We start from the raw sequence: 25,251 nt of genomic DNA, 5'->3' as shown, positions 1-25,251 counted from the left end.
TCGCCGGAACCAGGAGGAAGCGACACACATGAGCATCGAAGTCTCGAACGAATCGGGCATGGACGTCTCCGAAGAGGAGCTGATCAGCGTTGCCCGCTTCGTGATCGCGAGGATGGACGTGCACCCCGCGGCCGAGTTGTCGATGGTCCTCGTGGACTCGGCCACCATGGCCGACCTCCACATGCGGTGGATGGACTTGCCCGGTCCCACCGACGTGATGTCGTTCCCGATGGACGAGCTCGAGCCCGGCGGCCGCCCGGATTCACCCGAGCCGGGACCGTCGATGCTCGGCGACATCGTGCTGTGCCCGTCCTTCGCCGCCGACCAGGCCGACAAGGCCGGTCATCCGCTGGCCCACGAACTCGCTCTGCTCACCGTGCACGGTGTGCTGCACCTCCTCGGCTACGACCATGCCGAACCGGAGGAGGAGAAGGAGATGTTCGGCCTGCAGAACCAGTTGCTCGACGACTGGTACGAGGATCTGCGCAGGGCCGAACGTGACGCCGCGCTCGCTGCCCGGGACCAGAAGCTGCTCGGCAAGGCCGGCTTCTTCGACGCCCCGGATCAGTAACCGCCACGTGAAGGGTCTTCTGTGAGTAGCGCCATCGCGCTGATCGTCCTCGCGATCGTCCTCGTCCCTCTCGGTGGTGTCTTCGCCGCCGTCGATTCCGCTCTCAATACGATCTCGTCCGCGCGCATCGAGGAGATGGCGAAGGAGGATCGCCCCGGCGCCACCCGGGTGCTCCGCATCCTGTCGGATCGCCCTCGCTACGTGAATCTCATGGTGCTGCTGCGCATCCTGTGCGAGATCACGGCGACGGTGGTGCTCGTCGGTGGCCTGTCCGACCTCCTCGAACCCGTGTGGGCGCTCACGTTCACCGCCGTCATCATGGTGCTCGTCGACTACGTGGTGATCGGGGTCGGCCCGCGCACGCTCGGCCGCCAGCACGCCTACACGATCGCGCTGATCACGTCGCTTCCCCTGCAGGTCATCGGAACCCTGCTCGGCCCGATCAGCCGCCTGCTCATCCTGATCGGCAACGCGATCACCCCGGGTAAGGGATTCCGCAACGGACCCTTCGCCTCCGAGATCGAACTGCGCGAACTCGTCGACATGGCGCAGGAGCGCGGCGTCGTGGCCGACGAGGAACGCCGGATGATCCAGTCCGTCTTCGAACTCGGCGACACCTCCGCCCGCGAGGTGATGGTGCCGCGCACCGAGATGGTGTGGATCGAGAGCGACAAGAGCGCGGGGCAGGCGACGTCGCTGGCCGTCCGCAGCGGACATTCGCGGATCCCGGTGATCGGGGAGAACGTCGACGACGTCCTCGGCGTGGTCTACCTCAAGGACCTCGTGCAGCAGACGTACCACTCGCGCGACGGCGGCCGCAGTGTCCTCGTCGGCGACGTGATGCGGCCGGCCGTGTTCGTGCCCGATTCCAAACCCCTCGACAGCCTGCTCGCCGAGATGCAGCGCGACCGCAACCACATGGCCGTGCTGGTCGACGAATACGGTGGCATCGCAGGCCTGGTCACCATCGAGGACGTCATCGAGGAGATCGTCGGGGAGATCGCCGACGAGTACGACCAGGACGAGACCCCGCCGGTCGACGACCTCGGCGACGGCATGTACCGCGTGTCCGCGCGGCTGCCGATCGAGGATCTCGGTGAACTGTTCGGCATCGAGGTCGAGAACGACGAGGTCGAAACAGTCGGTGGGCTCATCGGATACGAACTCGGCAGGGTGCCGCTCCCGGGATCGGAGGTCGTCTCGCACGGTCTCGTCCTGCGCGGTGAGGGTTCGCCCGACGTGCGCGGGCGGGTGCGGATCAGCACGGTCTTCGTGCAACGCGCACCGATCGCCGAGGACGACGACGTCAACGACCGTGAACGGGAGGGCGACGATGACTGAACTGGACGCCGAGGACGCGAAACTGATCGTGCTCGCGCGAGGAGCGTTCGGCCGCACCGGAAGTGGCCAGGGCGCCGCCGTCCGCGATCTCGACGGCCGCACGTACGCCGCCGGTGCGGTCGCGTTGACGGCGCTGTCGCTGACCGCGCTGCAGGCGGCCGTCGCGGCGGCCGTGTCGAGTGGCGCCGAGGGTTTCGAAGCGGCAGCCGTGATCGGCGGGAACCCGGACGACCCGGGCATCGCCGCGCTACACGAAGTCAGTGCGCAGGCGGCCGTCGTCTTCGCGCGAACCGATGGATCCGTGATCGAGGAGCAACATGAGTAAACCCGAATTCCGTTCCGGATTCGTCTGTTTCGTCGGACGGCCCAACACGGGCAAGTCCACGCTGACCAACGCGCTGGTGGGCAGCAAGATCGCAATCACGTCCTCGCGGCCGCAGACCACCCGGCACACCATCCGCGGCATCGTGCACCGCGACCACGCGCAGCTGATCCTCGTCGACACCCCGGGACTGCACCGTCCCCGGACGCTCCTCGGCCAGCGCCTCAACGACCTCGTGCGCGACACCTACTCCGAGGTCGACGTGATCTGCCTGTGCATCCCGGCGGACGAGAAGATCGGCCCCGGCGACCGGTGGATCGTGCAGCAGGTCCGGCAGATCGCGCCGAAGACCACACTCGTCGGCATCGTCACGAAGATCGACAAGGTCAGCAAGGACATGGTCGGGCAGCAGTTGCTGGCCGTCTCCAAGCTCCTCGGCCCGGAGACGGACGTCGTGCCGGTGTCCGCCGCGTCCGGCGAGCAGGTGGAGGTGCTGGTCGACGTCCTCGCGTCGAAGATGGAGGAGGGGCCGGCGTTCTACCCGGACGGCGAACTCACCGACGAACCCGAAGAGACGCTGATGGCCGAACTCATCCGCGAGGCCGCCCTCGAGGGACTCGGCGACGAACTGCCGCACTCGCTGGCCGTGGTCATCGAGGAGATCATCCCCCGCGAGGGACGCACCGAGAAGCAGGGCGAACTGCTCGACGTGCACGCCCTGTTGTACGTCGAGCGCCCGTCGCAGAAGGGCATCGTGATCGGCAAGGGCGGCGCCCGCCTCCGCGAGGTGGGCACCAAGGCGCGGCTGCAGATCGAGAAACTGCTCGGCACCAAGATCTTCCTCGAACTGCACGTGAAGGTTGCCAAGGACTGGCAGCGCGACCCGAAGCAGCTGGGCAGGCTGGGGTTCTAGGCGGCTCCGCCGCCCGTGCGTGGTTAACGAGTCCAGGGACTCCTTACTCACTCACGGGGCCGGCGGCCCGCAGGAGCAGCAGCACCGACGCCGCGAAGTCGTGCTCCCCGTCGCTGCCGGTGGCGAGTCTGCGCAGCTGCAGGCCGGCGATGGTGGCCACGACCGTGGGGGCGACGGACGCCGCGTCGGGGACACCGAGGGCGGTGAGGATCGTCACCGTCAATTCGTCGTACGCGGCGAAACATTCGGCGGCGGCCTGACGGAGTTCGTGATCGCGGCCCGCCTGGATGTACAGCTCGAACGGGGCGATCCGCTCGGCGGAGAACGCCAGATCCTTCGCGACCTTCTCCGTCAGTGCGGCGACGTCCTCGAAGCTCAGCCCCTTGTCCCGGTACCCCTCCGCCAGTTCCGACAGCCGCTGCGTCTCCTCCGTCACGAACCCCGACAGCGCGGCGCGCAGCAGGTCCGTCTGCGTGGGGAAGTGGTACGTGATGGAGCCGAGCGACACCCCGGCCTGCGCCGCGATCCGCCGATTGGTCACGCCGGGAATGCCTTCCGTGCCCACGATGTGCAGCGCCGCCGCGAGGATCCGGTCACGGACGTCCGTCGAGGCCACGGTCACCACCACTTCCCGGGACGTTCCAGGTCCCACCGGAGCACCGACTCGAGCTGGGCCGCAACCGAAACCAGGAGCGGCTCGGCGTTGTCGTGCCCCATCAGCTGGGCCCCGATCGGAAGGTTTCCGGACGTGAACCCGGCTGGGACGTTCACGCTGGGCCAGCCCAGCACGTTCCACGGCCACGCGTACGGGCAGACCGCCGTGATCACCTTGTCCGTGGCCCACGAACTGATCCCGTCGATCCCCTCGACTCTCGGCGGGGGAGTGGCGGTGGTGGGGGCGAGGACGAGGTCGTATTTGTCGAAGATGGCACCGACGCGTCGACGCGTCCTCGGCTCGGCGGCCCGGGCGGCCCGCAGCGGCGCCCCGCGCAACAGACGTCCGGTCCGGGCGTTGCTCTTCGTGCGCGGGTCGACGAGGGACGGGTCGGGCACCTTCCGCATCCAGTCGTCGATGCCGGCCATCGACCGGGGGAGGAAACCGAGCCCGAACATGATTCCGTAGTCGGGGTCGTCCACCACGACGCGGTGCCCGAGCCTGCGCAGCGCCTCGGCGATCCGCGCGACGCCCCGGCGCACCTCGGGGTGCAGTGTGGTGGGGGTGGCGGTGAACGGGATCCGCAGCGACAGTGCAATGCGCAGCGGCCCGCGATCGCGGCCGACGGCGTCGCTGACGGTGACCGGTGGCGGGGTGTGAATGTCGCCGTCGTGAGGTCCTGCCGCGACGTCGAGGAGCAGGGCCGCGTCGGCGACCGTCCGGGCCAGCGGGCCGTTGACGGTGAGTCCGTAGAACGCCTCGGCGGCGGGCCAGGTGGAGATGCGGCCGCGTTGCGGTTTGATTCCGACGAGGTTGGTCCACGCGGCGGGGATGCGGATGGAACCGGCGCCGTCGGAGCCGATCGCGGCGGCGACGAGTCCGGCGGACACGGCCGCCGCGGCGCCCCCGGACGACCCGCCGGGGGTGTGGTCGCCGTTCCACGGGTTGCGGGTGTGGCCGAAGGCGGGTCCGCCGGTGAGCGGCCACTGCCCCAGTTCGGGACTGTTGGTCTTGCCGACGACGACGGCACCGGCGGCGCGCAGTCGCCGCACCATCTCGGAGTCCCGCGCCGCGGGCGGGAAGTCGCCCGGGCAGCCGAACGCGGTGGGCTCCCCGGCCACGTCGACGTCGTCCTTGACGGCGATCGGGACTCCGAGGAGCGGGAGGCGTTCACCGCCGGCGATCCGGCGGTCGGCCTCGGCGGCCTCGGCCAGTGCCTTGGTCCGGCGGACCACCTTGAACGCGTTGAGCGTCGGCTGGCTCGCGTCGATGCGGTCGAGGGCGGCGCGGGTGGCCGCGACCGACGTGGTGGCGCCGGAGGCCAGGGCGTTCACCTGTTCGACGAGTCCCGGTGCCCGGTCGCCTTCCTCTTCGCGCCGCTGTTCACTGCCCAGTTGTCCCGTGCTCATCTCGCCCCTCCCCGTGACTGTTCGTTCGAACGAACAGTATCAGTGGAGGTGCCGGCAGACCACCTCTCCGATCACCCCGGCGGCGCCGCGCGCCTGGGATTCGGGCAGCCGGGCGTACCCGCAGACCAGACCCCGGGGTCCGCCCGGCGTGGTGCGGTAGTCGGCGAGGCTCGGCACCGTCACCCCGTGGTCCTGCAGTTCCGCCGAGAGGGCGACGTCGTCGACCGACCGCGGCAGTGTCAGGACCACATGGAGACCGGCCTCGATGCCGGCGACCCCGACGCCGTCCGTGCCGACCGCGGACAGTTGCTGCTCCAGAGCGGCGACGAATGCCGACCGGCGGGCCGCATACGTGCGGGACGCGCGGGCGAGGTGCCGCGACAACGCACCCGAGTCGATGAAATGCGCCAGCGCGAGCGCCGTGATCGCGCAGCAGGACTCGCCGGTCGTGTCCAGCGCCCGGACGATCCCCGGCCGCAGGGCCGGCGGGGCGATCACCCACGCCACCCGGATCGCGGGAGTGAGGATCTTCGACGCCGTGCCCACGTACGCCACGCAGTCGGGCCCGCGGTCGATGCTGCGCAGGGCGGGCAACGCCGACACGTCGTAGCGGAATTCGCCGTCGTAGTCGTCCTCGATGATCAGCGTCCCGGATGCCGCGGCGTCGGCGACGAGCCGGGCCCTGCTGCCCACCGGCATCCGGGCCCCCATCGGATACTGATGGGCCGGCGTGCAATACGCGGCTGCGTCGGTGCTGTGCAGCAGTGCGGGATCGAGGCCGTCGTCGTCCACGGGCACGCAGCGTGTCCGGGCGCCCGAGGACTCGAGGTCCCGGCGGGCCCGGGTGTAGCCGGGCTCCTCGAACACCACGTCGCGGCCGCCGAGCCCGGCCGCGGCGACGAGAGTCCGGAGTGCGGAGCCCACTCCCGGAACGATGACGAGTTCGTCGGGCCGTGCCGCGATGCCCCGGGTGCGGCGCAGATGCCCAGCGAGGGCGCGCCGCAACTCCGGGTGCCCGTCGGGGCCCGGAACGTCGGACGTCACCGGGGCGGCCGCGGCCGACCGCCACGCCCGGCGCCAGTCGGTGGTCGAGATCAGGCCGGGGTCGGGGTGGCCCGGGGTGAGGTCCCACCGCGGCTCCGGCGTCGCGGGCACGGCCTGCGCTGCCCGGTCCGACGTGCGCGTGACCGCGTGCGAGGCGGCATGCGCGCGGGCCGCCACGTCGGCGCCCGGCGCGATCCGGGTGCCGGAACCGGCGCGGGCGTTCGCGTATCCGGACGAGCAGAGTTCGTCGTACGCGTCGACCACCGACGCCCGCGCGACCGTCAGGTGGCCGGCGAGCGCCCGCGTGGAGGGCAGCGGATCGCCGGGCCGCAGGCGGCCGCCTCGGATCTCGTCGAGGATCGACTCCGCGATGCGGTGCCGAAGCGGTGCGTCGGTGTCGGGGAGCCGCAACGTCAGGTGCAGTTCGGGGCTGATCCGGGGCATGGAACCCACAATACTGGTCTGCCGATATTGTCAATTGTGGATCTGGAAGCCGGACCACATGTGGGTGAGGATGGTCGCGTGGACAAGATCATGAGATACCCGGACCGTGCCCGAACCGAACGAGCGCAACTCGACGCCGTCCTCGACGCCGCGCCGATGGGCACGCTCGCCACCGTCGTCGACGGCCTGCCCTGGGCGGTGCCAATGCTCTACGCCCGCGACGGCGACAGGATCCTGCTGCACGGTTCCACCGGGGCCGGTGCGCTGCGGCAGGTGGCGGCAGGCGCCCCCGCGGTGCTGTGCGTCGCGATGCTCGACGGAATCGTCGTCGCGGACACGCTGTTCGACTCGTCCGCCAACTACCGATCCGCGGTGGTCCGCGGCAATCTCGTGACGCTGGACCGGGACGAATCCGCCGGCGCCCTGGACGCGCTGTCGGACGTGCTGATCCCCGGTCGCAGCGGGGAGGTCCGGGGACACCGGCGCAAGGAACTCGCCGCGACGCTGGCCCTCGCCCTCCCGATCACCCCGGGGCAGTGGACCGTCAAGGTGCGGGACGCGCCGCCAGGCGAACCCGCCGAGGCGAGCAGTGCGTGGGCCGGCGTCGTCCCCGTGCGGTCGGTCGCCGGTGCGCCGGTCCCGGCGCCGTGGGTGGCGACCGGCACACCCGTGCCCGCGTCCGTGTCGCGGCTGACCCGGACCGCGTAAGGAAAGCGTCAAGAGCCCTGGACGTCCCGTAAGCGCTTCGTCAGCGAGGTCTCTGTCGCCCGGATCCGGCGCGATGCTGTCATGACACCCCGCAACCGTGGGGTGTCATGCCTGCGCTGAACCGCAGGATCAGTACGAAGAGGGATCCTCACATGGCCGACGTGGCCTACGTAGCGCTCGTCCTCGGCGGGTTCGCCTGTTGCGCGCTCGTTCTCCGTGCCCTGCAGACCGGACGCGTGAAATGACCGCCGCCGGAATACTCGCTGTCGCCCTGATCGTGATCGCGGCGGCGCTCGTCGTGTATCTGCTGGTCGCGCTCATCGACCCGGAGCGGTTCTGATGACGCCCGCCCTCGCGGCCGGCCTGCAGATCGCGTTCGTGATCGCGGTCCTCGCGGTGCTGTACGTGCCGGTGGGCGACTACATGGCCCGCGTGTACGAATCGCGCAGAGACCTGCGGGTCGAATCCGTGCTGTACCGCCTGTGCCGCATCAACCCTCACACTGAGCAGACCTGGTACGGCTACGCAGGCAGCGTGCTCGGCTTCTCGATGGCCGGAGTGCTCTTCCTGTATGTCCTGCAACGCATTCAGGGTGTGCTGCCGCTGTCCGGCGACCTGACGGGGGTCAGCCCCGCGGTCGCGTTCAACACGGCCGTGTCGTTCGTGACCAACACCAACTGGCAGTCCTACGCCCCCGAGACCACGATGAGCAACCTGACCCAGCCGGTCGGACTCGCTGTGCAGAACTTCGTGTCCGCGGCAGTCGGCATGGCCGTCGCGGTCGCGCTGATCCGCGGGTTCGTCCGCGTGGCCCGCGGCGGTGAGATCGGCAACTTCTGGGTGGACCTCACCCGCGGCAGCCTGCGGATCCTGCTGCCGTTCTCCTTCGTCATCGCGTTGATTCTGTTGAGCCAGGGCGTGATCCAGTCGTTCCACGCAGGCTTCGAATCCATCGGACTGGACGGCAACACCGTCACCAACGCCCTCGCCCCCGTCGCCTCACAGGAGGCGATCAAGGAACTCGGCACCAACGGCGGCGGCATTTTCGCCGCCAACTCGGCGCACCCGTTCGAGAACCCCACCCCCGTCAGCAACATCGTCGAGATCCTCGCGATCCTGCTGATCCCGGTGTCCCTCACCCGCACGTTCGGCACCATGGTCGGCGAGCGCAAACAGGGTCTGACGCTGCTCGCGGTGATGGGCATCCTGTGGGGGTCACTGCTCGCCGTCACGCTCGCCGCCGAATCGGGACACCGCGGCGTCGCCGCCACCGCGGCAGGCGCGATGATGGAAGGCAAGGAAGTCCGCTTCGGTATTCCGGGCACGGCGCTGTTCGCCGTGAGCACCACGGGAACGTCCACGGGCGCGGTGAATTCCGCCCACGACAGCCTGTCGCCGCTCGGTGGTGGGGCCGTGTTGCTGAACATGCTGCTCGGGGAGATCGCGCCCGGCGGTGTGGGCACCGGGCTCTACGGCATTCTCGTCCTCGCTCTGATCGCCGTCTTCGTCGGGGGACTCCTCGTCGGCCGCACACCCGAGTACCTGGGCAAGAAACTGCGGCAACGGGAGATCACCCTCGCCGCACTGTCGGTGCTGGTGATGCCCGCGCTGGTCCTGATCGGAACGGGAATCACCGTGATCCTGTCCTCGACCACCGGTTACCAGGGCAACAGCGGAGACCCCGGCAGTCCCGGATCGATCCACGGCTTTTCGGAGGTGCTGTACGCGTTCGCGTCGGCGTCGAACAACAACGGCAGCGCGTTCGGCGGGCTGACGGTCACGAGCGACTGGTTCCAGGCCGCGCTCGGGGTGTGCATGCTGTTCGGCCGGATACTGCCGATCATCTTCGTCCTCGCGCTCGCCGGTTCCTTGGCGTCGCAGAAGAAGACGGCCGCGGGCGCCGGAACCCTGCCGACGGCGGGCCCGATGTTCACCGGGCTGCTCACCGGCACCGTCGTGCTCGTCGCGGCGCTGACATTCTTCCCGGCCCTCGCGCTGGGACCGATCGCGGAGGCTCTGCAGTGAGTGTGAACGTGACCAGTCGTCCGGCGACCGACTCGACGACGACGCCTGAGGGCGGCCACGGCCCGGCGCCCGTCAAGGCCGGGATCTTCAGCCCCGCCCAGCTGGTGACGGCGCTGCCGGGCGCGCTGCGCAAACTCGACCCGCGGCACCTCGCCCGCAACCCGGTGATGTTCGTGGTGTTCGCCGGTTCCGTCGTCACCACCGTCATGGCCGTCGCCGACCCGTCGGTGTTCTCCTGGGCGGTCACCGCGTGGCTGTGGTTCACCGTGCTGTTCGCGAACCTCGCCGAGTCGGTCGCGGAGGGGCGGGGCAAGGCACAGGCGGCGAGCCTGCGGAAGGTGAAGCAGGACACGGTCGCCCACCGGATCACGGCGAGCGGCGCTCTCGAATCGGTGCCGGGCACCGACCTCGCCGTCGGCGACCGCGTGGTCGTCGTCGCCGGTGAGGTGATCCCGGGAGACGGCGACGTCGTCGAGGGTATCGCCACCGTGGACGAGTCGGCTGTCACCGGCGAGTCCGCGCCCGTCGTCCGCGAATCCGGCGGCGACCGGTGCGCCGTCACCGGCGGCACGACCGTACTGTCCGACCGGATCGTCGTCCGCGTCACCGCGGCCCCCGGGCAGTCGTTCGTGGACCGGATGATCGCCCTCGTGGAGGGGGCGGCGCGGCAGAAGACGCCGAACGAGATCGCGCTGAACATCCTGCTGGCGTCGCTGACGATCATCTTCCTGCTCGCCGTCGTCGCGATCGGCCCGATGGGCCTGTACGCGGGGCAGGAACAGGATCCGATCAAACTGATCGCGCTGCTGGTATGCCTGATCCCCACCACGATCGGCGCCCTGCTGTCGGCCATCGGCATCGCCGGGATGGACCGGCTGGTGCAGCGCAACGTCCTGGCGATGTCGGGGCGGGCGGTGGAGGCCGCCGGCGACATCGACACCCTGCTGATGGACAAGACCGGCACCATCACGTTCGGCAACCGGCAGGCCACCGCCCTGCATCCCGCACCGGGAGTGTCCGCGCTCGAGCTGGCCACGGCGGCACGGCTGTCCAGCCTCGCGGACGGCACCCTCGAGGGCCGCAGCATCGTGGACCTGTGCGCCCGCGACTTCGGGCTGGACCCCGCACCGTCGGAGTCGGAGAGATCGGCGGAGTTCGTGCCGTTCACGGCGCAGACCCGGATGAGCGGGCTCGACATCGACGGCACCCGCATCCGCAAGGGCGCGAGCGACGCGGTGCAGACCTGGGTACAGGCGCTCGGCGGACACACGACGCCCGCGGTCACCGACGCCGTGAACGAGATCGCGCAGGCCGGCGGAACACCCCTCGTGGTGGCCTCGATCCAGGCAGAGGCGCCGACGGTGCTCGGCGTGATCGCGCTGTCGGACGTGGTGAAGCCGGGCATCGCCGAGCGGTTCGCGGAACTGCGGGCGATGGGAATCCGCACGGTGATGATCACCGGCGACAATCCGCTCACCGCCAAGGCCATCGCGGAGGAGGCCGGTGTCGACGACTTCATGGCGGAGGCGACACCCGAGGACAAACTCGCGCTGATCCGCAAGGAACAGGAGGGCGGGCGGCTCGTCGCGATGACCGGTGACGGCACCAACGACGCCCCAGCCCTGGCCCAGGCGGACGTCGGGGTGGCGATGAACACCGGCACGTCCGCGGCGAAGGAAGCCGGGAACATGGTGGATCTCGATTCCGATCCCACCAAGCTCATCGAAGTGGTGGAGATCGGAAAGCAGCTGCTCATCACCCGCGGGGCGCTGACCACGTTCTCGCTCGCCAACGACCTGGCCAAGTACTTCGCCATCCTCCCCGCGTTGTTCAGCGTCATCTATCCGCAGCTGGACACGCTGAACGTCATGCGGCTGGCCACACCGGAATCGGCCATCCTGTCGGCGGTGATCTTCAACGCCGTCGTGATCGTGGCCCTGATCCCGTTGTCGCTGAAAGGTGTTCGCTACCGGCCGTCGTCGGCATCGAAACTGCTGGGCCGTAACCTGCTGGTCTACGGCCTCGGCGGCGTCATCACACCGTTCGCCGGTATCTGGCTCATCGACCTCGTCGTCCGTCTCATTCCCGGAATTGGGTGACCTTGCATGCGTTTTCTCATCGGACTGCTCCGGCAGACCTGGGCCGGACTCCTCGTCCTGCTCGCACTCACCGCCGTTCTCGGCGTGCTCTATCCCGCCGCGGTGTGGGGGGTGAGCCGGATCGGCGCCGGCGCGGCCGAGGGTTCGCCGGTCCGCGACACCACCGGGTGCGTCGTCGGGAGCCGGTGGGTCGGTGTCGACCCGCAGGTGCCGGCCGGGGAGCCGGACCCGTTCTTCCACAACCGGGTCACCGGGTCGGTGGCCGAACAGGATCCGATCACACCGGGCGACCCTGCCACCGCGCTGCCCACCAACCAGGGACCGAGCAGCGAGATCCTGGCGGCGTTCGTCATCGAGCGCCGGAACGCGATCGCCGCCCGCGAGGGCGTGCAGCCCGAGGCCGTACCGGCGGACGCGGTCACCGGATCGGGGTCCGGCATCGACCCGCAGATCAGCCCCGCGTACGCCGCATTGCAGGTGCCGAGGGTCGCGCGGGTGAGCGGCCTCAGTGAGAGCCGCGTGCGGCAACTGATCGACGAGAACACCGAGGGAAGGCAACTCGGGTTCCTCGGCGAGGAGCGGGTGAACGTCCTCGAGCTGAATCTCGCCCTCGGCCTGACCGCACCTCGGTGCACGGCCCCGACAGCTGGTGGATGATGGCGAGGTGAGTGGTACCGGACCCGAAGGCGAACGCCGGCGCGGCGAACTGCGCATCTATCTCGGTGCCGCACCGGGTGTCGGGAAGACGTTCGCGATGCTCGGCGAGGCGCACCGCCGCCGCGAGCGGGGGTGCGACGTCGTCGCGGCCGTGGTGGAAACCCACGGCCGCGACCGCACGGCGGCGCAACTCGGTGACCTCGAACTGATTCCGCCGAAGGTCATCGCCTACCGCGGCACGCTCGGCCACGAACTGGACGTCGAGGCGGTGCTGGCCCGCAGGCCGGCGCTGGTGCTCGTGGACGAACTCGCGCACACGAACACGCCGGGCAGTGTCCACGAGAAACGCTGGCAGGACGTGGAGATCCTCCTCGGCGCCGGCATCGACGTCCTCTCGACGCTGAACGTCCAGCACCTCGAAAGCCTGGGCGACGTGGTCCAGCGGATCACCGGGGTGGTGCAGCAGGAAACGGTCCCCGACGAGGTCGTGCGCGGCGCCACCCAGGTGGAGCTGGTCGACATCACCCCGGAGGCGCTGCGCCGCAGGCTGTCCCACGGCAACATCTACGCCGCGGAGAAGGTCGACGCCGCGCTGAGCAACTACTTCCGGACAGGGAACCTCACCGCGCTGCGCGAACTGGCGTTGCTGTGGGTCGCCGACCAGGTAGACGCCGCACTCGTGAAATATCGTGCGGAGAACAAGATCACCGACACGTGGGAGGCCCGGGAACGGGTGGTGGTCGCGGTGACGGGCGGACCGGAGTCGGAGACACTCGTCCGGCGCGCAGGCCGGATCGCGTCGAGGTCCAGCGCCGAACTGATCGTCGTGCACGTCGTGCGCGGCGACGGCCTCGCCGGCGTCTCGGCCCCCGAGATGGGCAAGGTGCGGACGATTGCCGCGAGCATCGGGGCGAGCCTGCACAGCGTAGTCGGCGACGACGTCCCGACGACACTTCTGGACTTCGCCCGGACCGCGAACGCCACCCAGTTGGTGCTCGGGACGTCGAGACGCTCGAGATGGGCCCGCATCATCGACGAGGGCATCGGCGCGAGCGTGGTGCAACAGTCCGGGTCGATCGACGTGCACATGGTCACGCACGGTGAATCCCACCGGCCGAGACGGTTGTCGCCGGTGGGATCGCGGTCCCGCACGGCGATCGCCTGGATCGCCGCGGTCCTCGTACCGTCCGTCGCCACCCTGGTGATGAGCGCCGTCGACCGCTGGCTCGGATTGAGCGGTGAGGGCGCACTGTTCTTCATCGTGGTGCTGCTCGTGTCCCTGCTCGGCGGTGTCGCACCTGCGGCCTTCTCCGCGCTGATCTCGGGTCTGTTCCTCAACTACTTCTTCACGCCGCCGGTGCACAGCTTCACCATCGCGGAGCCGGACAACTTCATCACCACCGTCGTGCTGCTCGTGGTCGCCGTCGCCGTCGCGGTCCTGGTCGACGCGGCCGCCAAGCGTTCGCGGGAGGCCCGGCGGGCGTCGCAGGAGGCCGAGTTGCTGGCACTGTTCGCCGGATCGGTGCTGCGGGGGGCCGATCTCGGCACGCTGCTCGAGAAGGTGCGCGAGACGTACGGTCAGGAGTCGGTGAGCGTTCTGCACCGGGACCGCGGTCTCGTGGGGTCCGTCGGTCCGAATCCGCCGGCGAGCGTCGACGCCGCCGACACGGTCTGCGAGGTGGGGGACGGGGAGTACGCGCTCGCCCTCCACGGCAGCGAACTGCGCGCCCGGGACCGCCGCGTGCTGCTCGCCGTCGCGAACCAGGCCGTGGGGATGATCCGGCAGACGGAACTCGCGCAGGAGGCGGGGCAGGCGCAGGCGCTCGCCGAGGCGGACCGACTGCGGCGGTCGCTGCTGTCCGCCGTCAGCCACGACCTCCGGACCCCGCTGGCCGCGGTCAAGGCCGCCGCGTCCAGCCTGCGCAGCGACGACGTCGACTTCTCCCCGGAGGACACCGCCGAACTGCTCGCGACCATCGAGGAATCGGCCGACGTCCTGACCTCCCTCGTCGGCAACCTGCTCGACTCGTCGCGGCTCGCGGCAGGAGTGGTGACCCCGACGCTACGGCCCGTTTACCTCGACGAGGTGGTGCACCGGGCGCTGGTGGGGCTGGGAATCGGCGGCCGGACCGGGACGAGGGCTCGCGAACGGGTCGAGGTCGACGTCGGGACGGTCGCGGCGATGGCGGATTCGGGCCTGCTCGAGCGGGTGCTGGCGAATCTGATCGACAACGCACTCCGCTACGGTGAGGACTCCGTGATCCGGGTCGGTGCCGCGGCGGTGGGAAACCGCGCCGTCGTCACCGTCGCCGACACGGGCCCGGGAATTCCGCGGGGGCGGGCGGAGGAGATGTTCGCCCCGTTCCAGCGGCTGGGGGACCGCGACACCACCACGGGAGTCGGGCTCGGGCTCTCCGTCGTCCGCGGATTCGTCGACGCGATGGGCGGCACGATCAGCGCCACCGACACCCCCGGTGGTGGTCTGACGATGGTGGTGGAACTGGCCGGGGCGGGAGGGGAGCACCCATGACGAGAATCCTCGTCGTCGACGACGAACCGCAGATTCTCCGCGCCCTGCGGATCAACCTCAGTGTCCGCGGATACGACGTGGTGACGGCCGCGTCCGGGGCCGCCGCACTGCGCGCTGCGGCCGAGCGACCGCCGGACGTGATCGTGCTCGACCTCGGCTTGCCCGACATGGACGGCACCGAGGTGCTCGCCGGCCTGCGCGGGTGGTGCCCGGCGCCGGTGATCGTGCTGTCGGCGCGCACCGATTCCGCGGACAAGGTGGACGCCCTCGACGCGGGTGCCGACGACTACGTCACCAAGCCGTTCGGGATGGACGAGTTCCTGGCCCGGGTGCGGGCCGCGGCCCGCCGCGCGACGACGGCCGTCGACACGAGCGAGCCTGTGGTGGAGACGGATTCGTTCACGGTCGACCTGGCTGCGAAGACGGTGCGGCGGGCGGGGGCCGAGGTGCACCTGACGCCGACCGAGTGGGGAATGCTCGAGATGCTCGTGCGAAACAAGGGCAAGCTGGTGGGGCAGAAGGAACTGCTGCGGGAGGTGTGGGGCCCGGCGTACGCCACCGAGACCCATTACCTGCGGGTGTATCTGGCGCAGTTGCGGCGCAAACTCGAGGACGACCCGTCGCACCCGCGTCACCTCATCACCGAGGCAGGGATGGGGTACCGGTTCCAGGTGTGAGGCCCCGTACGGCGGGAGGGGCCGGAAGCGGCCTCGCGCGTTGCATTGGTTAGCCTTGCCTTATGAGGATGAGAAGTCTCGTGTCGGTGCCCCTGCTGGTCCTGGCGCTGGCCGGATGCGGGAGTGGCGGCGAGGGCGAACCCGAACCGACGGCGGGCGCAGGCGACGCCGCCTTCCCGGCCGTGGTCGCCACGAAATTCGGCGACGTCACGGTCGAGTCGAAACCCGAGCGGGTGCTCGCAATCGGCTGGGGTGACGCCGAAACCGCGCTTGCGCTCGGTGTCGAACCCGTCGGGGCCAGCGACTGGGTCGCGTTCGGCGGCGACGGCGTCGGACCGTGGGCGGAGGGGAAGTACACCACCGTGCCGGCGATCATCGGAACCCTCGAACCGTCGTACGAGCAGATCGCGGCGCTCGAACCGGACGTCATCCTCGACACCAAGAGCGCCGGCGACGAGGAACGCTACGGCCACCTGTCGCAGATCGCCCCGACGATCGCGCTGCCGGAAGGCGCCGACAACTACAAGACGCCGATCGAGAGCCAGGTGTCGATGGTCGCGACCGCGCTCGGGGTGCCGGAGCAGGGTGAAGCGCTGCTCGCCGACATCGACCGGCGGTTCGCGGACGCCGCCGCGGCCCACCCCGAATTCGCGGGGAAGACGATCACTGTCGGTGCCTACTCGGGCACGGGATGGGGCGCCTACACCGCCGACACCGAGCGGCTCCAGTTCATGAAGAAGCTCGGATTCGTCAGCAACCCGGCGGTGGACGCGCAGCCGGCGGTGAAGTTCTCGGTCCCGGTGTCGGAGGAGAATCTCGGTGTGATGGACGCGGACATGGTGGTCATCTTCCCGATCGGCAGGCCCGCCGCCGACGTCGCGAACCGGCCGCTGTTCCAGGCGATCCCCGCTGTGCGCGACGGGCGGTACCTCGTGTTCGACGATCAGGCCGTCTCCAAGGCGTACTCCACGAACTCGGTGCTGTCGCTGCAGTACGCACTCGACACCGTCGTGCCGCTGGTGTCCGAGCGGCTGCGGTGATGCTCAGTAGAGCAAGGTCCGGTAGTACTCCTGCCTGCGGGGCGTAGCCGGATCGTGTTCCAATTCGTGCTGCTCGGAGTGCATTTCCCGCAGCGACGGGATCTCGTCGGGGTCGGGCCACGATTCCGGGTCCCACATTCGTGACCGCAGGATCGCCCGGGCGCAGTGCGTGTAGACCTCGTCGATCCGGACCACGACACCGAGGTTGGCCGGTTTGCCGTTGATCGACATCGACTGCAGCAGTTCGGGATCCACGGTCAATGTGGCGGTGCCGTTGACGCGCACCACCTCGTCGATCCCGGGCATCACGAACAGGACGCCCACGTGCGGGTTTTCGAGGATGTTGCGGTACGAATCGGCGCGCCGATTGCCGGGGCGGTCCGGGATCACCAGGGTCCGGTCGTCGAGGAACAGCGTCTTCGGCGCGAGGTCTCCACGCGGCGAGCAGTCGCAGTGGCCGTTCGCGTCGGCGGTGGCGAGGACGAAGAACCGTGCCTCGGAGATGAAGCGGCGGATCAAGGGCATCGTGTGATCGGTGTGCTTGGTGGCGATCGAGGGGTGGGGAACGCCCAGTACCTGCTCGAGTTCCTCGCGAGAGGTGATCGTGTGCTCCGGCGAGGGGGCGTGCGCTGCCACTGAGGTGCTCCGTTCGTCGAGGGCGGTCGAAAGTTAGGGTAACCTTCGGCGGCCCGGGTGGGTCCTGCAGGCCCGCGGCTCGGCCTGCGGACCGTCACCGCCCGGGCGTGGGAGACTGGACCGGTGAGGTTGTATCGAGACAATGCGGTGGTCCTGCGCCAGCACAAGCTGGGCGAGGCCGACCGTATCGTCACGCTCCTCACCCGGCAGCACGGTCTGGTGCGCGCGGTGGCCAAGGGCGTGCGCCGCACGAAATCCAAGTTCGGCGCCCGGCTCGAGCCGTTCGCGCACATCGACGTGCAGCTCTACCCGGGCCGCAACCTCGACATCGTCACCCAGGTCCAGACGGTCGACGCGTTCGCGACCGACATCGTCGACGACTACTCCCGGTACACCACGGCGTGCGCGATCCTCGAGACCGCCGAGCGGCTCGCAGGCGAGGAACGGGCCCCGGCGCTGCAACTGCACCGCCTGACGGTCGGGGCGCTGCGGGCCGTCGCGGAACACCACCGGCCTTGCGAGCTGATCCTCGACGCCTTCCTGTTGCGGGCCATGGGTTTTGCGGGTTGGGCGCCTGCCCTCGACGACTGCGCGCGCTGCAGCGCACCCGGCCCGCACCGGGCATTCCACGTGGCCGCCGGCGGAGCGGTGTGCGTCCAGTGCCGGCCGCCGGGCGCCGCCACCCCGTCACCGGGCGTCCTCGACCTGATGGACGCGCTGTTCCGCGGCGACTGGGCGAGCACCGAGCAGGTGCCCGAGTCGTTGCGGGGTCAGGCCAGCGGTCTGGTCGCGGCGCATCTGCAGTGGCACCTCGAACGGCAACTCCGCACGCTCCCGCTGATCGAACGCGCACGACCGCATGCGGCGGTAGGGGCGGAGGATTCGGTCAGGCAGGATGGGGACCGTGATTCGACGACGCGAACCCCGAGCTCCGCATAATTCCGGGGCCGAGCGCCAGATCCGGCCGCCGGACCCGCACCCCTCGGGCGCCCGCCCGCCGGGCCTGCAACCCGAACTCGTGCCCCGGCACATTGCGCTGGTGATGGACGGCAACGGCCGCTGGGCGCAGGAGCGGGGACTGCCCAGGACCGCAGGCCACGAACGCGGCGAGGCCGTGTTGATGGACGCCGTCTGCGGGTGCATCGAGATGGGCGTCGAGTGGTTGTCGGCGTACGCGTTCTCCACCGAGAACTGGAAGCGCAGTCCCGAGGAGGTGCGCTTCCTGATGGGCTTCAACCGTGACGTGATCCGCCGCCGCCGTGACGAGATGCACGAGATGGGGGTGCGGGTGCGGTGGGCCGGTCGCAGGCCCAAGCTGTGGCGCAGCGTTATCAAGGAACTCGAGATCGCCGAGGAACTGACGAAGCACAACACGGTCATGAACCTGACCATGTGCGTCAACTACGGCGGTCGCGCGGAGATCGCCGACGCGGCGAAGGAGATCGGCAGGCGGGTCGCGGCGGGTCAGCTCGACCCGGAGAAGATCACCGAGGCGACCGTCGCCCGCTATCTCGACGAGCCGGACATGCCGGACGTCGACCTGTTCCTCCGGCCGTCCGGCGAGCAGCGCACGTCCAATTTCCTGATCTGGCAGTCGGCCTATGCCGAGATGGTCTACCAGGAGAAGCTGTTTCCCGATTTCGACCGTCGCGACCTGTGGGCGGCGTGCGTCGAATACGCGTCGCGTGACCGCCGGTTCGGTGGCGTGAAATGACCGTCGACGGAGCACCCGCACTGCTCGGGCGGGCAGCGGACGCACTGGAGCACTTCGCCACCGTCGCCCGGGCGGACGACGGCTCGCTGAGCTTCGAATACGCCGGGGCGCTGTGCTCGATCAGCGCGATGACCCTCACCGACGGCCTCGACGTGCTGTCGATGACGTGCGTGCTGGCCTGGGATCGTCCGGTCAGCGCGTCGCTGCACAAGAAGGTCGCGGAGCGCAACGGCGCGTTGCAGTTCGGTTCGATCGCCGTGTTCGGTCACGGCCGGCTCGCGGACGTCATCCTGCGCTACACGTTCCCCGCCGCCGGGCTGGGGGACGAGGCGCTGACCACGATGCTGCTCCTCGTGCTGAGCGGCGCGGACACCGCCCGGCAGGGCCTGATCCCCTGACGCCTACCGCGGCGCGCTGCAGTCCTTGCACACGCCGAAGATCTCGATGGTGTGGCTGACGTCCGAGAAACCGTGCGCGTCGGCGATCGACTGCGACCACTGCTCGACGGTCGGCCCCTCGACCTCGACGGTGTAGCCGCACGCGCGGCAGACCAGGTGATGGTGGTGTCCGGACGAGCAGCGCCGGTACACGGATTCGCCGGTGTCGGTGCGCAGGACGTCGACGGTGCCTGCGTCGGCGAGGGTCTGCAGGGTGCGGTAGACGGTGGTGAGCCCGATGCCCTCGCCGCGCTTGCGGAGTTCGTCGTGCAGTTCCTGCGCCGACCGGAACTCCTCGATGTCGTCGAGGAGTGCGGAGATGGCGCTGCGCTGCTTGGTGGCGCGGACTCCCACGACGACGGGCTTGCGCTGGCCGGTGTTCTGGGTCAAGGCTTCTATCCTTCCTCGGCGTGCGCGACGGCGTCCACGACGATGTGGGCGAGGTGGTCGTCCACCAGGCGGTAGAGGACCTCACGTCCGGTGCGTTCGCCGCGCACGACGCCCGCGGCCTTGAGCACGCGAAGATGCTGGCTGATCAATGGTTGTGTGACGCCGAGTGCCCCGACGAGTTCGTGCACGCACCGCTCGGATTCGCGGAGTTGGAGGACGATCGCGATGCGGACGGGGGCCGCGAGGGCGCGCAGGATGTCGCCTGCCGCCGTCAGCGTCTCCTTCGACGGCACGGGGGCGGGCGGCGCCGCCTCGAACGGATGCAGATCCCCGGGATCGACGACGCTCACCAGTGATCTCCTTCGGTGTGCCGGACAATGGACGGGACCGTGGCCGCGTGGCCGTCGGCCCCGGGAGGAACACCCCATCTTATTGCAAATCGATTCCATTTTGATATGCACGAATACGCATGTCAACCGGCGGGGTGAACCGACCGTGATCGGGCAGATAGGCTGGGATCCGAAAAGCGCACGTGAACCATGCATCTATTACCCAGATGGAGAGCACCCGAGTGGCACCGAAGTCCAAAGTCGAAACCGTCGTCAATCTCGCCAAGCGTCGTGGCCTGGTCTACCCGTGCGGTGAGATCTACGGAGGCACGAAGTCGGCCTGGGACTACGGCCCCTTGGGCGTCGAGCTCAAGGAAAACATCAAGAAGCAGTGGTGGCGCAACATGGTCACCAGCCGCGAGGACGTCGTCGGCCTCGACTCCTCGGTGATCCTGCCGCGCGAGGTGTGGGTGGCGTCGGGTCACGTCGGCGTGTTCAACGACCCGCTGGTCGAGTGCCTGAACTGTCACAAGCGTCACCGTCAGGACCACCTGCAGGAGGCGTACGCGGAGAAGAAGGGCCTCGACAACCCGGACGACGTCCCCATGGACGTCGTGGGCTGCCCCGACTGCGGCACCGTCGGTCAGTGGACCGAGCCCCGCGACTTCAACATGATGCTCAAGACGTACCTCGGCCCGGTCGAGAGCGAAGAGGGCATGCACTACCTCCGCCCGGAGACGGCGCAGGGCATCTTCGTGAACTTCGCGAACGTGCTCACCACGTCGCGCAAGAAGCCGCCGTTCGGAATCGGCCAGATCGGCAAGAGCTTCCGCAACGAGATCACCCCCGGCAACTTCATCTTCCGCACCCGCGAGTTCGAGCAGATGGAGATGGAATTCTTCGTCAAGCCCGGCGAGGACGAAGAGTGGCACCAGTACTGGATCGACTACCGCATGGACTGGTACACCGGCCTGGGCATCAACAAGGACAACCTGCGGCTGTACGAGCACGCGCAGGACAAGCTGTCGCACTACTCCAAGCGCACCGTCGACATCGAGTACCGCTTCCACTTCCAGGGCAGCGAATGGGGCGAGCTCGAGGGTGTGGCCAACCGCACCGACTTCGACCTGTCGACGCACTCGACGCACTCGGGCACCGACCTCAACTACTACGACCAGGCCTCCGGTGAGCGGTACACGCCGTATGTCATCGAACCGGCAGCCGGTCTCACGCGTTCGCTGATGGCGTTCCTCGTCGACGCGTACACCGAGGACGAGGCGCCGAACGCGAAGGGCGGCGTCGACAAGCGGACCGTGCTGCGTCTGGACCGTCGTCTCGCCCCGGTGAAGGCCGCGGTGCTGCCGCTGTCGCGTAACGCGGATCTGACGCCGAAGGCCAAGGATCTCGCCGCGACGCTCCGCCAGCACTGGAACGTCGAGTTCGACGACGCCGGCGCGATCGGCCGCCGCTACCGTCGTCAGGACGAGATCGGCACGCCGTTCTGCATCACCGTGGACTTCGACACCCTCGAGGATCACGCCGTGACCGTGCGTGAACGCGACTCCATGGCCCAGGAGCGGGTCGCGCTCGACCAGGTCGAGGGTTACCTGGCGCAGCGCCTCATCGGTTCCTGATCCGCGGTCACCTGCGCGCGTCGCAGGTGGTGGTCAGATAGTTCGTCAGGATTCGCCGGTTCTCCTCGGACACCGGGATGCGCGAGTATTCCGGTGCCGAGGAGCCGACCGCGATCCACAGCGGAAAGACGAAGGGCTTCTTCGCTTCCGCGAGTGCGTGCGGGTCGCAGCGTGCCGCGTCGATCGTGACGTCGATGCTCAGCCGGTCCTCGTCCGCCCGCATGGTGGCGGGCAGCGCCCCACGAAGGGCGTACAGGACGCTGCCGCCGATCTCGTCGACCCGGACGTCACCCGACGCCGTTCCCCGGCTCACCACGAGCCGAGCGGGGAGGGGAGCGGCCGGCTCCGGCGGCGTCGCCGCCGGGAGCAGTGTCACCGGGACCGCCCGCGCCAGTTCCTCTGCGGCGCAGTCTCCGTCGTGGATGCGGCCGAGGACGTCGTACGGGGTGGCGAGCGGCACCCGCACGGGCGACGCGCCCTGATCGGCCACCCCGATCACGGCGTACGCCGGTTCCGGCCGGGTGTCGCAGCGGACGGCACCGTACTCGGCCTCGACGTCGATCCGATTGCCGGGGCCGAGTTCGACGACCCGCCCGGTCTCGGGCGCCGCCGCGAAGCCCGGGCTGTCCAGCGCCACGGACGTCACGGTGACGGGCGCGTCACCGGTATTCGCGATCCGCACGTGGATCCGGCCGCCCGCCGCGTCGTCCTCCCGGCTGCGGTACGCCTCCGCCGACAGCGGGATCGCGGGCTCGTCCTCGGGTTCCGGCCCGCCCGCACAGCCCGACAGGACGCCGCAGCAGGTGGCCGCGACGCAGGCGAGTGCGACGAACGCTCGGGAGGACGTCAGAATCGGCCGCCCCCGCTGATCCGGCCCGAACTGCTGGGCCCGCCGAACGAACGGGGACCGCTGCTGCCGCGGCCGCCGCCGGAGCCGCGGCTACCCCAGTTGCCGCCGCCGCTGAATCCGCCGCGCAGGATGCTGTCGATCAGGATGCCGCCGAGGATGGCGCCGGTGGCATTCCCGCCGCCACCACCGGGTCCGGGCCGCTGGCGGGACTCCCAGCGGCTCACGTCGTTCTGCGCCAGGCGCAGCGCGTCGGCGGCCAGGCCCGCGGCGGCCTGGGCGTGCTGAAGCGCGCGAGAGGCGTCGGTGGTGCGCAACTGCTGCGCCCCCGCCAGGTGCCGCTGCGCCTCCGTCAGCCGGGTCCGTGCCTCCGCTCCCACCGCGCCGCGGCGGGTGCCGATGAAGTCCGACGCCGCCGTGACCTGCGACTGCGCCGCCACGAGGTCCTGCTCGAGACGCTGCTGCGCACGCTCGGCCTGCTGCCGCGACTCCTGCGCCTCGGCGAGCACGGCGTCGAGTTCCGCGTCGGCCTTCACGATCTGGGTGAAGCTGCCGAGCGGGTCGGTGTCCGCGGCCGTCCGGGCCGAAGCCAGCGCGGCCTCGGCTGCAGTGCGCGCCGCCGCGAGCCGGTCGCCACCCTGCTCGGTGAACTGGGCCGCGGCCGCGATTCCCGCCTCCACGTCGGTGATCGCGGCAGGCAGCGTGGCGATGGCGTGCCGGATGTCCTCCGCGGCGTGATCGACGGCGTCGAGCAGGATCCGGGCCTGTTCGAGGGCCCCCTCGGCGCTGCGGATGGCCGGCACCGCCGGTCCCTGCTTCCCGGGTGGCAGGGCGACGGCGTCCCGGCCCTCGGCCACGGTCTTCTCGGCGTACGCGAGCCGTTCCTCGGCCATCGTCACGTTGTGGGCGACGGAAGCGAGTGCGGCGGCCGGGAATTCGGTCTGCAGGGTCGCGAGGGTCTGGGTGGATTCGGGGATGCGCACGGTCAGCGCCACCATGTCGCGGGTGAGTGCGTCGAGCCGGTCGGGGGCGTTGATCAGCAGGTCCCGCAAACCGTCGAACTCCTGGACCTTCTCGTTGAGTTCGCGGTCGGCGCGCCCGCACGAGGTGATGATGTCGATGAGCATCTCCCGCCTCTGCTGCGGGGTCTCGGGGATCGCGTCGTCGAGTCGCTGCCGCACGGTGAACGCCGCCGCGAGGGTGGACTGCGCCGTGTCGAACGCCGCCGTGAACGCGGCGGTGGCCTGCTCGCCGAATTCGCCGCGGGCCAGTTCGAGTTCCTCCTGGCTCGTGCGCAGCGCGTCGTCCGTCTCGACCAACACCTCCTTGGCGCGCTCGTCGAGGGTGTCCAGCGGCAGCGCCGTCAGCGCGGCCGGGTCCTCGGGGCTGATGCTGCGCGCCGCCTCGACGCCCGCCCGGGACCGATCGTGCTTCCTCTTCCGCGAATACAGGACGATCCCGCCCGCGCCCACGACGACCACGCCGCCGCCGATCAGCAGCGTGCGCACCGACATTCCTCCGCCCGGACTCATCGCGTCACCGAGCCCACCCGCCGCGGCGATCGCGCCGCCGGCCCAGTCCTCCTCGCGCAGGGCGGGTTCCACCGCGTCCACCCGGATCGACTCGGCTTCGTCGCTGGTGATCTCGGACAGACCGTCCGGTGCGATGAGGGCGTACTCACGATCGACCGTCGCGACCGCGAGCAGCGCGTCGCGATCGCCGAGCGAGGACGCCTGCGCCGTCTGATCCGCCCACGGGCCGGCGCCGAGACCGTTGAAGTCGGCAACGTAGACCACCCACAACCGCACCTTGTGCTCGTCGTAGAGCTGATCGATCGCGGCCTGGACGTCGCTCTGCTGGTCCGCGTCCAGCACCCCGACGGTGTCCGTGATCTGGCCGGGCAGACGGAACGGTGCATCGGCCGACGCGAGAGCGGGGGAGAACAGGATCGCCACGAGCGTCAGGAGCGCGGAGACGGCGCCGAGGGCGGCGAACCGCCGGGCGCCGGGGAAGGGGATTCGGGGGTGGGACGACGGCGTCTGCTCGAGGCGCGGTGCGAGTGGCATGGCAGCAAATCTATCGGGTGTGGCGAGTCGTCATGGGGACAGTTCGGCGACAGCTGGCAGAATCAGGGAGTGAATTCTGCACCGAGCCGTGAACGCCACGACCTCCCGCGCCGTCCTGCGCGCCTGGGGTTCGCAGGCACGCTGGCCCGGTGGACCCGCCGGATCGTCGCCGGCGTCGTTCTCCTCGCGGCGGCCCTGGTGCTCGGAACCGCGGTCCGGGTGTGGCAGGTCGCTCGGATCGACGACACGTCGACGGCCGACGCGATCGTGGTGCTCGGCGCCGCCCAGTACTCGGGAACCCCGTCGTCGGTGTTCGAGGCCAGGCTCGAGCAGGCGTACAAGCTGTACGAGCGCGGGGTGGCCCCGGAGGTCATCACGGTCGGCGGCAAGCAGGAGGGCGACGAGTACACCGAGGCCGCGTCCGGGAAGAACTATCTGATCTCGCGCGGTGTCCCGGCCGACAGCATCACCGCCGTCGAGGAGGGGTCCGACACCCTGCTCAGCATCGAGGCGGTGAGCGAGGCGATGGGTGCGCAGGGCATCGATTCGGCCGTCCTCGTCAGCGACCCGTGGCATTCGCTGCGGACCCGGACGATGGCCCGCGACGCCGGACTCGAAGCCTGGACGGCGCCCACCCGGCAGGGACCCGCCGTGTTCACCCGGGAATCGCAGTTGCACGGAATCGCCCGGGAGACAGGGGCGTTGATCTGGTATCAGCTCACCCATTTCTCGGCCGACTTCCCCTACACGGCAGGACAGTAGG

26 protein-coding genes are annotated in these 25,251 nt (G+C 69.8%); 18 read left to right on the top strand and 8 right to left on the bottom strand.

The genetic code is table 11. From position 1 onward, the window contains the following. Nucleotides 1–28 precede the first annotated feature (28 nt). Genes ybeY through era form a run of 4 tightly spaced genes read left to right on the top strand, consistent with a single transcriptional unit; the run spans nt 29 to nt 3,147 of the window. Nucleotides 29–571: an rRNA maturation RNase YbeY gene (gene ybeY, locus I1A62_RS12820; protein ID WP_072946632.1), complete on the top strand. Its 543-nt coding sequence runs from the start codon at nt 29–31 to the stop codon at nt 569–571. 21 nt (nt 572–592) lie between these two features. Next, entirely contained in the window at nt 593–1,912 is a 1,320-nt protein-coding gene (locus I1A62_RS12815; RefSeq protein ID WP_219458835.1) for a hemolysin family protein, read from the top strand. Beyond that, nucleotides 1,905–2,237, top strand: a complete 333-nt coding sequence (locus I1A62_RS12810; RefSeq protein ID WP_124391268.1) for a cytidine deaminase — start codon at nt 1,905–1,907, stop codon at nt 2,235–2,237. The genes I1A62_RS12815 and I1A62_RS12810 overlap by 8 nt, the downstream gene beginning before the upstream one ends. Further along, nucleotides 2,230–3,147, top strand: a complete 918-nt coding sequence (gene era, locus I1A62_RS12805) for a GTPase Era (RefSeq protein WP_072946635.1) — start codon at nt 2,230–2,232, stop codon at nt 3,145–3,147. The genes I1A62_RS12810 and era overlap by 8 nt, the downstream gene beginning before the upstream one ends. 43 nt (nt 3,148–3,190) lie before the next feature. Here the strand turns inward: era and I1A62_RS12800 are convergent, their stop codons facing one another. The 3 genes from I1A62_RS12800 to I1A62_RS12790 are packed head-to-tail and all read right to left on the bottom strand — an operon-like array spanning nt 3,191 to nt 6,699. Further along, on the bottom strand, nt 3,191–3,763 hold the full coding sequence (locus tag I1A62_RS12800; protein WP_124391269.1) for a TetR/AcrR family transcriptional regulator: 573 nt from the start codon (nt 3,761–3,763) through the stop codon (nt 3,191–3,193). 2 nt (nt 3,764–3,765) lie between these two features. Then, entirely contained in the window at nt 3,766–5,211 is a 1,446-nt protein-coding gene (locus I1A62_RS12795) for an amidase (protein ID WP_219458834.1), read from the bottom strand. A 39-nt stretch (nt 5,212–5,250) separates the two neighbouring features. Continuing rightward, a complete protein-coding gene (locus I1A62_RS12790; RefSeq protein WP_219458833.1) occupies nt 5,251–6,699 on the bottom strand; it encodes a PLP-dependent aminotransferase family protein in 1,449 nt (482 codons plus the stop codon). Nucleotides 6,700–6,777: 78 nt separating this feature from the next. On the opposite strand from I1A62_RS12790, the gene I1A62_RS12785 reads away from it, so the two are divergent. From I1A62_RS12785 to I1A62_RS12750, 8 genes are all read left to right on the top strand, one after another. After that, entirely contained in the window at nt 6,778–7,407 is a 630-nt protein-coding gene (locus I1A62_RS12785; protein ID WP_219458832.1) for a pyridoxamine 5'-phosphate oxidase family protein, read from the top strand. Between the two features lie 241 nt (nt 7,408–7,648). Beyond that, nucleotides 7,649–7,747: a K(+)-transporting ATPase subunit F gene (gene kdpF / locus I1A62_RS12780; protein ID WP_219458831.1), complete on the top strand. Its 99-nt coding sequence runs from the start codon at nt 7,649–7,651 to the stop codon at nt 7,745–7,747. Next, nucleotides 7,747–9,432 (top strand): potassium-transporting ATPase subunit KdpA, encoded by a 1,686-nt coding sequence (kdpA, locus tag I1A62_RS12775; RefSeq protein WP_219458830.1) that lies wholly within the window; start codon nt 7,747–7,749, stop codon nt 9,430–9,432. The genes kdpF and kdpA overlap by 1 nt, the downstream gene beginning before the upstream one ends. Further along, nucleotides 9,429–11,531: a potassium-transporting ATPase subunit KdpB gene (kdpB, locus tag I1A62_RS12770; protein WP_219458829.1), complete on the top strand. Its 2,103-nt coding sequence runs from the start codon at nt 9,429–9,431 to the stop codon at nt 11,529–11,531. Before kdpA ends, kdpB begins: the two co-directional genes overlap by 4 nt. 6 nt (nt 11,532–11,537) lie before the next feature. Continuing rightward, nucleotides 11,538–12,188, top strand: coding sequence for a potassium-transporting ATPase subunit C (locus I1A62_RS12765; protein WP_219458828.1), 651 nt, complete (start codon nt 11,538–11,540; stop codon nt 12,186–12,188). 7 nt (nt 12,189–12,195) lie between these two features. Continuing rightward, a complete protein-coding gene (locus I1A62_RS12760; protein ID WP_219458827.1) occupies nt 12,196–14,718 on the top strand; it encodes a sensor histidine kinase KdpD in 2,523 nt (840 codons plus the stop codon). Beyond that, nucleotides 14,715–15,395: a response regulator gene (locus I1A62_RS12755; protein ID WP_012688186.1), complete on the top strand. Its 681-nt coding sequence runs from the start codon at nt 14,715–14,717 to the stop codon at nt 15,393–15,395. Before I1A62_RS12760 ends, I1A62_RS12755 begins: the two co-directional genes overlap by 4 nt. 62 nt (nt 15,396–15,457) lie before the next feature. Continuing rightward, nucleotides 15,458–16,435 (top strand): iron-siderophore ABC transporter substrate-binding protein, encoded by a 978-nt coding sequence (locus tag I1A62_RS12750; RefSeq protein ID WP_219458826.1) that lies wholly within the window; start codon nt 15,458–15,460, stop codon nt 16,433–16,435. Between the two features lie 3 nt (nt 16,436–16,438). Here the strand turns inward: I1A62_RS12750 and I1A62_RS12745 are convergent, their stop codons facing one another. Beyond that, a complete protein-coding gene (locus I1A62_RS12745) occupies nt 16,439–17,071 on the bottom strand; it encodes a pyridoxamine 5'-phosphate oxidase family protein (RefSeq protein WP_219458825.1) in 633 nt (210 codons plus the stop codon). Between the two features lie 123 nt (nt 17,072–17,194). On the opposite strand from I1A62_RS12745, the gene recO reads away from it, so the two are divergent. From recO to I1A62_RS12730, 3 genes are read left to right on the top strand one after another with little or no spacing between them, the layout of a single operon-like run. Continuing rightward, the gene (gene recO, locus I1A62_RS12740) at nt 17,195–18,010 is read left to right on the top strand and encodes a DNA repair protein RecO (protein ID WP_087559578.1); all 816 of its coding nucleotides are present in this window, start codon (nt 17,195–17,197) and stop codon (nt 18,008–18,010) included. After that, complete coding sequence (locus I1A62_RS12735) at nt 17,976–18,785, top strand: isoprenyl transferase (RefSeq protein WP_061045323.1); 810 nt, start codon at nt 17,976–17,978, stop codon at nt 18,783–18,785. Before recO ends, I1A62_RS12735 begins: the two co-directional genes overlap by 35 nt. Then, complete coding sequence (locus tag I1A62_RS12730; protein WP_124391280.1) at nt 18,782–19,183, top strand: hypothetical protein; 402 nt, start codon at nt 18,782–18,784, stop codon at nt 19,181–19,183. The genes I1A62_RS12735 and I1A62_RS12730 overlap by 4 nt, the downstream gene beginning before the upstream one ends. Before the next feature lie 3 nt (nt 19,184–19,186). Here the strand turns inward: I1A62_RS12730 and I1A62_RS12725 are convergent, their stop codons facing one another. Both I1A62_RS12725 and I1A62_RS12720 read right to left on the bottom strand, forming a co-directional pair. Continuing rightward, nucleotides 19,187–19,612, bottom strand: a complete 426-nt coding sequence (locus tag I1A62_RS12725) for a Fur family transcriptional regulator (RefSeq protein WP_087559581.1) — start codon at nt 19,610–19,612, stop codon at nt 19,187–19,189. Nucleotides 19,613–19,617: 5 nt separating this feature from the next. Beyond that, nucleotides 19,618–19,962: a helix-turn-helix transcriptional regulator gene (locus I1A62_RS12720; protein WP_087559582.1), complete on the bottom strand. Its 345-nt coding sequence runs from the start codon at nt 19,960–19,962 to the stop codon at nt 19,618–19,620. Between the two features lie 221 nt (nt 19,963–20,183). Between I1A62_RS12720 and I1A62_RS12715 the strand changes: the two genes are divergently transcribed. Then, on the top strand, nt 20,184–21,575 hold the full coding sequence (locus tag I1A62_RS12715; protein ID WP_124391281.1) for a glycine--tRNA ligase: 1,392 nt from the start codon (nt 20,184–20,186) through the stop codon (nt 21,573–21,575). A 7-nt stretch (nt 21,576–21,582) separates the two neighbouring features. Here the strand turns inward: I1A62_RS12715 and I1A62_RS12710 are convergent, their stop codons facing one another. Further along, entirely contained in the window at nt 21,583–22,212 is a 630-nt protein-coding gene (locus tag I1A62_RS12710) for a hypothetical protein (protein WP_257890794.1), read from the bottom strand. Nucleotides 22,213–22,222: 10 nt separating this feature from the next. On the opposite strand from I1A62_RS12710, the gene I1A62_RS12705 reads away from it, so the two are divergent. Beyond that, nucleotides 22,223–22,444, top strand: a complete 222-nt coding sequence (locus I1A62_RS12705) for a hypothetical protein (protein WP_219461773.1) — start codon at nt 22,223–22,225, stop codon at nt 22,442–22,444. On the opposite strand, the gene I1A62_RS12700 is transcribed toward I1A62_RS12705, so the two are convergent. Continuing rightward, a complete protein-coding gene (locus I1A62_RS12700; RefSeq protein WP_219458823.1) occupies nt 22,422–24,488 on the bottom strand; it encodes a YgcG family protein in 2,067 nt (688 codons plus the stop codon). The two genes, I1A62_RS12705 and I1A62_RS12700, sit on opposite strands and share 23 nt — an antisense overlap. 69 nt (nt 24,489–24,557) lie before the next feature. Between I1A62_RS12700 and I1A62_RS12695 the strand changes: the two genes are divergently transcribed. Further along, a complete protein-coding gene (locus I1A62_RS12695) occupies nt 24,558–25,250 on the top strand; it encodes a YdcF family protein (RefSeq protein WP_124391284.1) in 693 nt (230 codons plus the stop codon). Nucleotide 25,251: the final 1 nt, after the last annotated feature.

This window comes from Rhodococcus sp. USK10, assembly GCF_019378875.1.
GTDB lineage: Bacteria > Actinomycetota > Actinomycetes > Mycobacteriales > Mycobacteriaceae > Rhodococcus_F > Rhodococcus_F pseudokoreensis.
This window is presented reverse-complemented; position numbering and strand designations above follow the sequence as displayed.

Coding starts and splice junctions, on each gene's coding strand:
- ybeY (WP_072946632.1), top strand. CDS start 29: ATGAGCATCGAAGTCTCGAACGAATCGGGCATGGACGTCTCCGAAGAG.
- I1A62_RS12810 (WP_124391268.1), top strand. CDS start 1,905: ATGACTGAACTGGACGCCGAGGACGCGAAACTGATCGTGCTCGCGCGA.
- era (WP_072946635.1), top strand. CDS start 2,230: ATGAGTAAACCCGAATTCCGTTCCGGATTCGTCTGTTTCGTCGGACGG.
- I1A62_RS12795 (WP_219458834.1), bottom strand. CDS start 5,211: ATGAGCACGGGACAACTGGGCAGTGAACAGCGGCGCGAAGAGGAAGGC.
- I1A62_RS12790 (WP_219458833.1), bottom strand. CDS start 6,699: ATGCCCCGGATCAGCCCCGAACTGCACCTGACGTTGCGGCTCCCCGAC.
- kdpF (WP_219458831.1), top strand. CDS start 7,649: ATGACCGCCGCCGGAATACTCGCTGTCGCCCTGATCGTGATCGCGGCG.
- kdpA (WP_219458830.1), top strand. CDS start 7,747: ATGACGCCCGCCCTCGCGGCCGGCCTGCAGATCGCGTTCGTGATCGCG.
- I1A62_RS12765 (WP_219458828.1), top strand. CDS start 11,538: ATGCGTTTTCTCATCGGACTGCTCCGGCAGACCTGGGCCGGACTCCTC.
- I1A62_RS12755 (WP_012688186.1), top strand. CDS start 14,715: ATGACGAGAATCCTCGTCGTCGACGACGAACCGCAGATTCTCCGCGCC.
- I1A62_RS12750 (WP_219458826.1), top strand. CDS start 15,458: ATGAGGATGAGAAGTCTCGTGTCGGTGCCCCTGCTGGTCCTGGCGCTG.
- I1A62_RS12730 (WP_124391280.1), top strand. CDS start 18,782: ATGACCGTCGACGGAGCACCCGCACTGCTCGGGCGGGCAGCGGACGCA.
- I1A62_RS12700 (WP_219458823.1), bottom strand. CDS start 24,488: ATGCCACTCGCACCGCGCCTCGAGCAGACGCCGTCGTCCCACCCCCGA.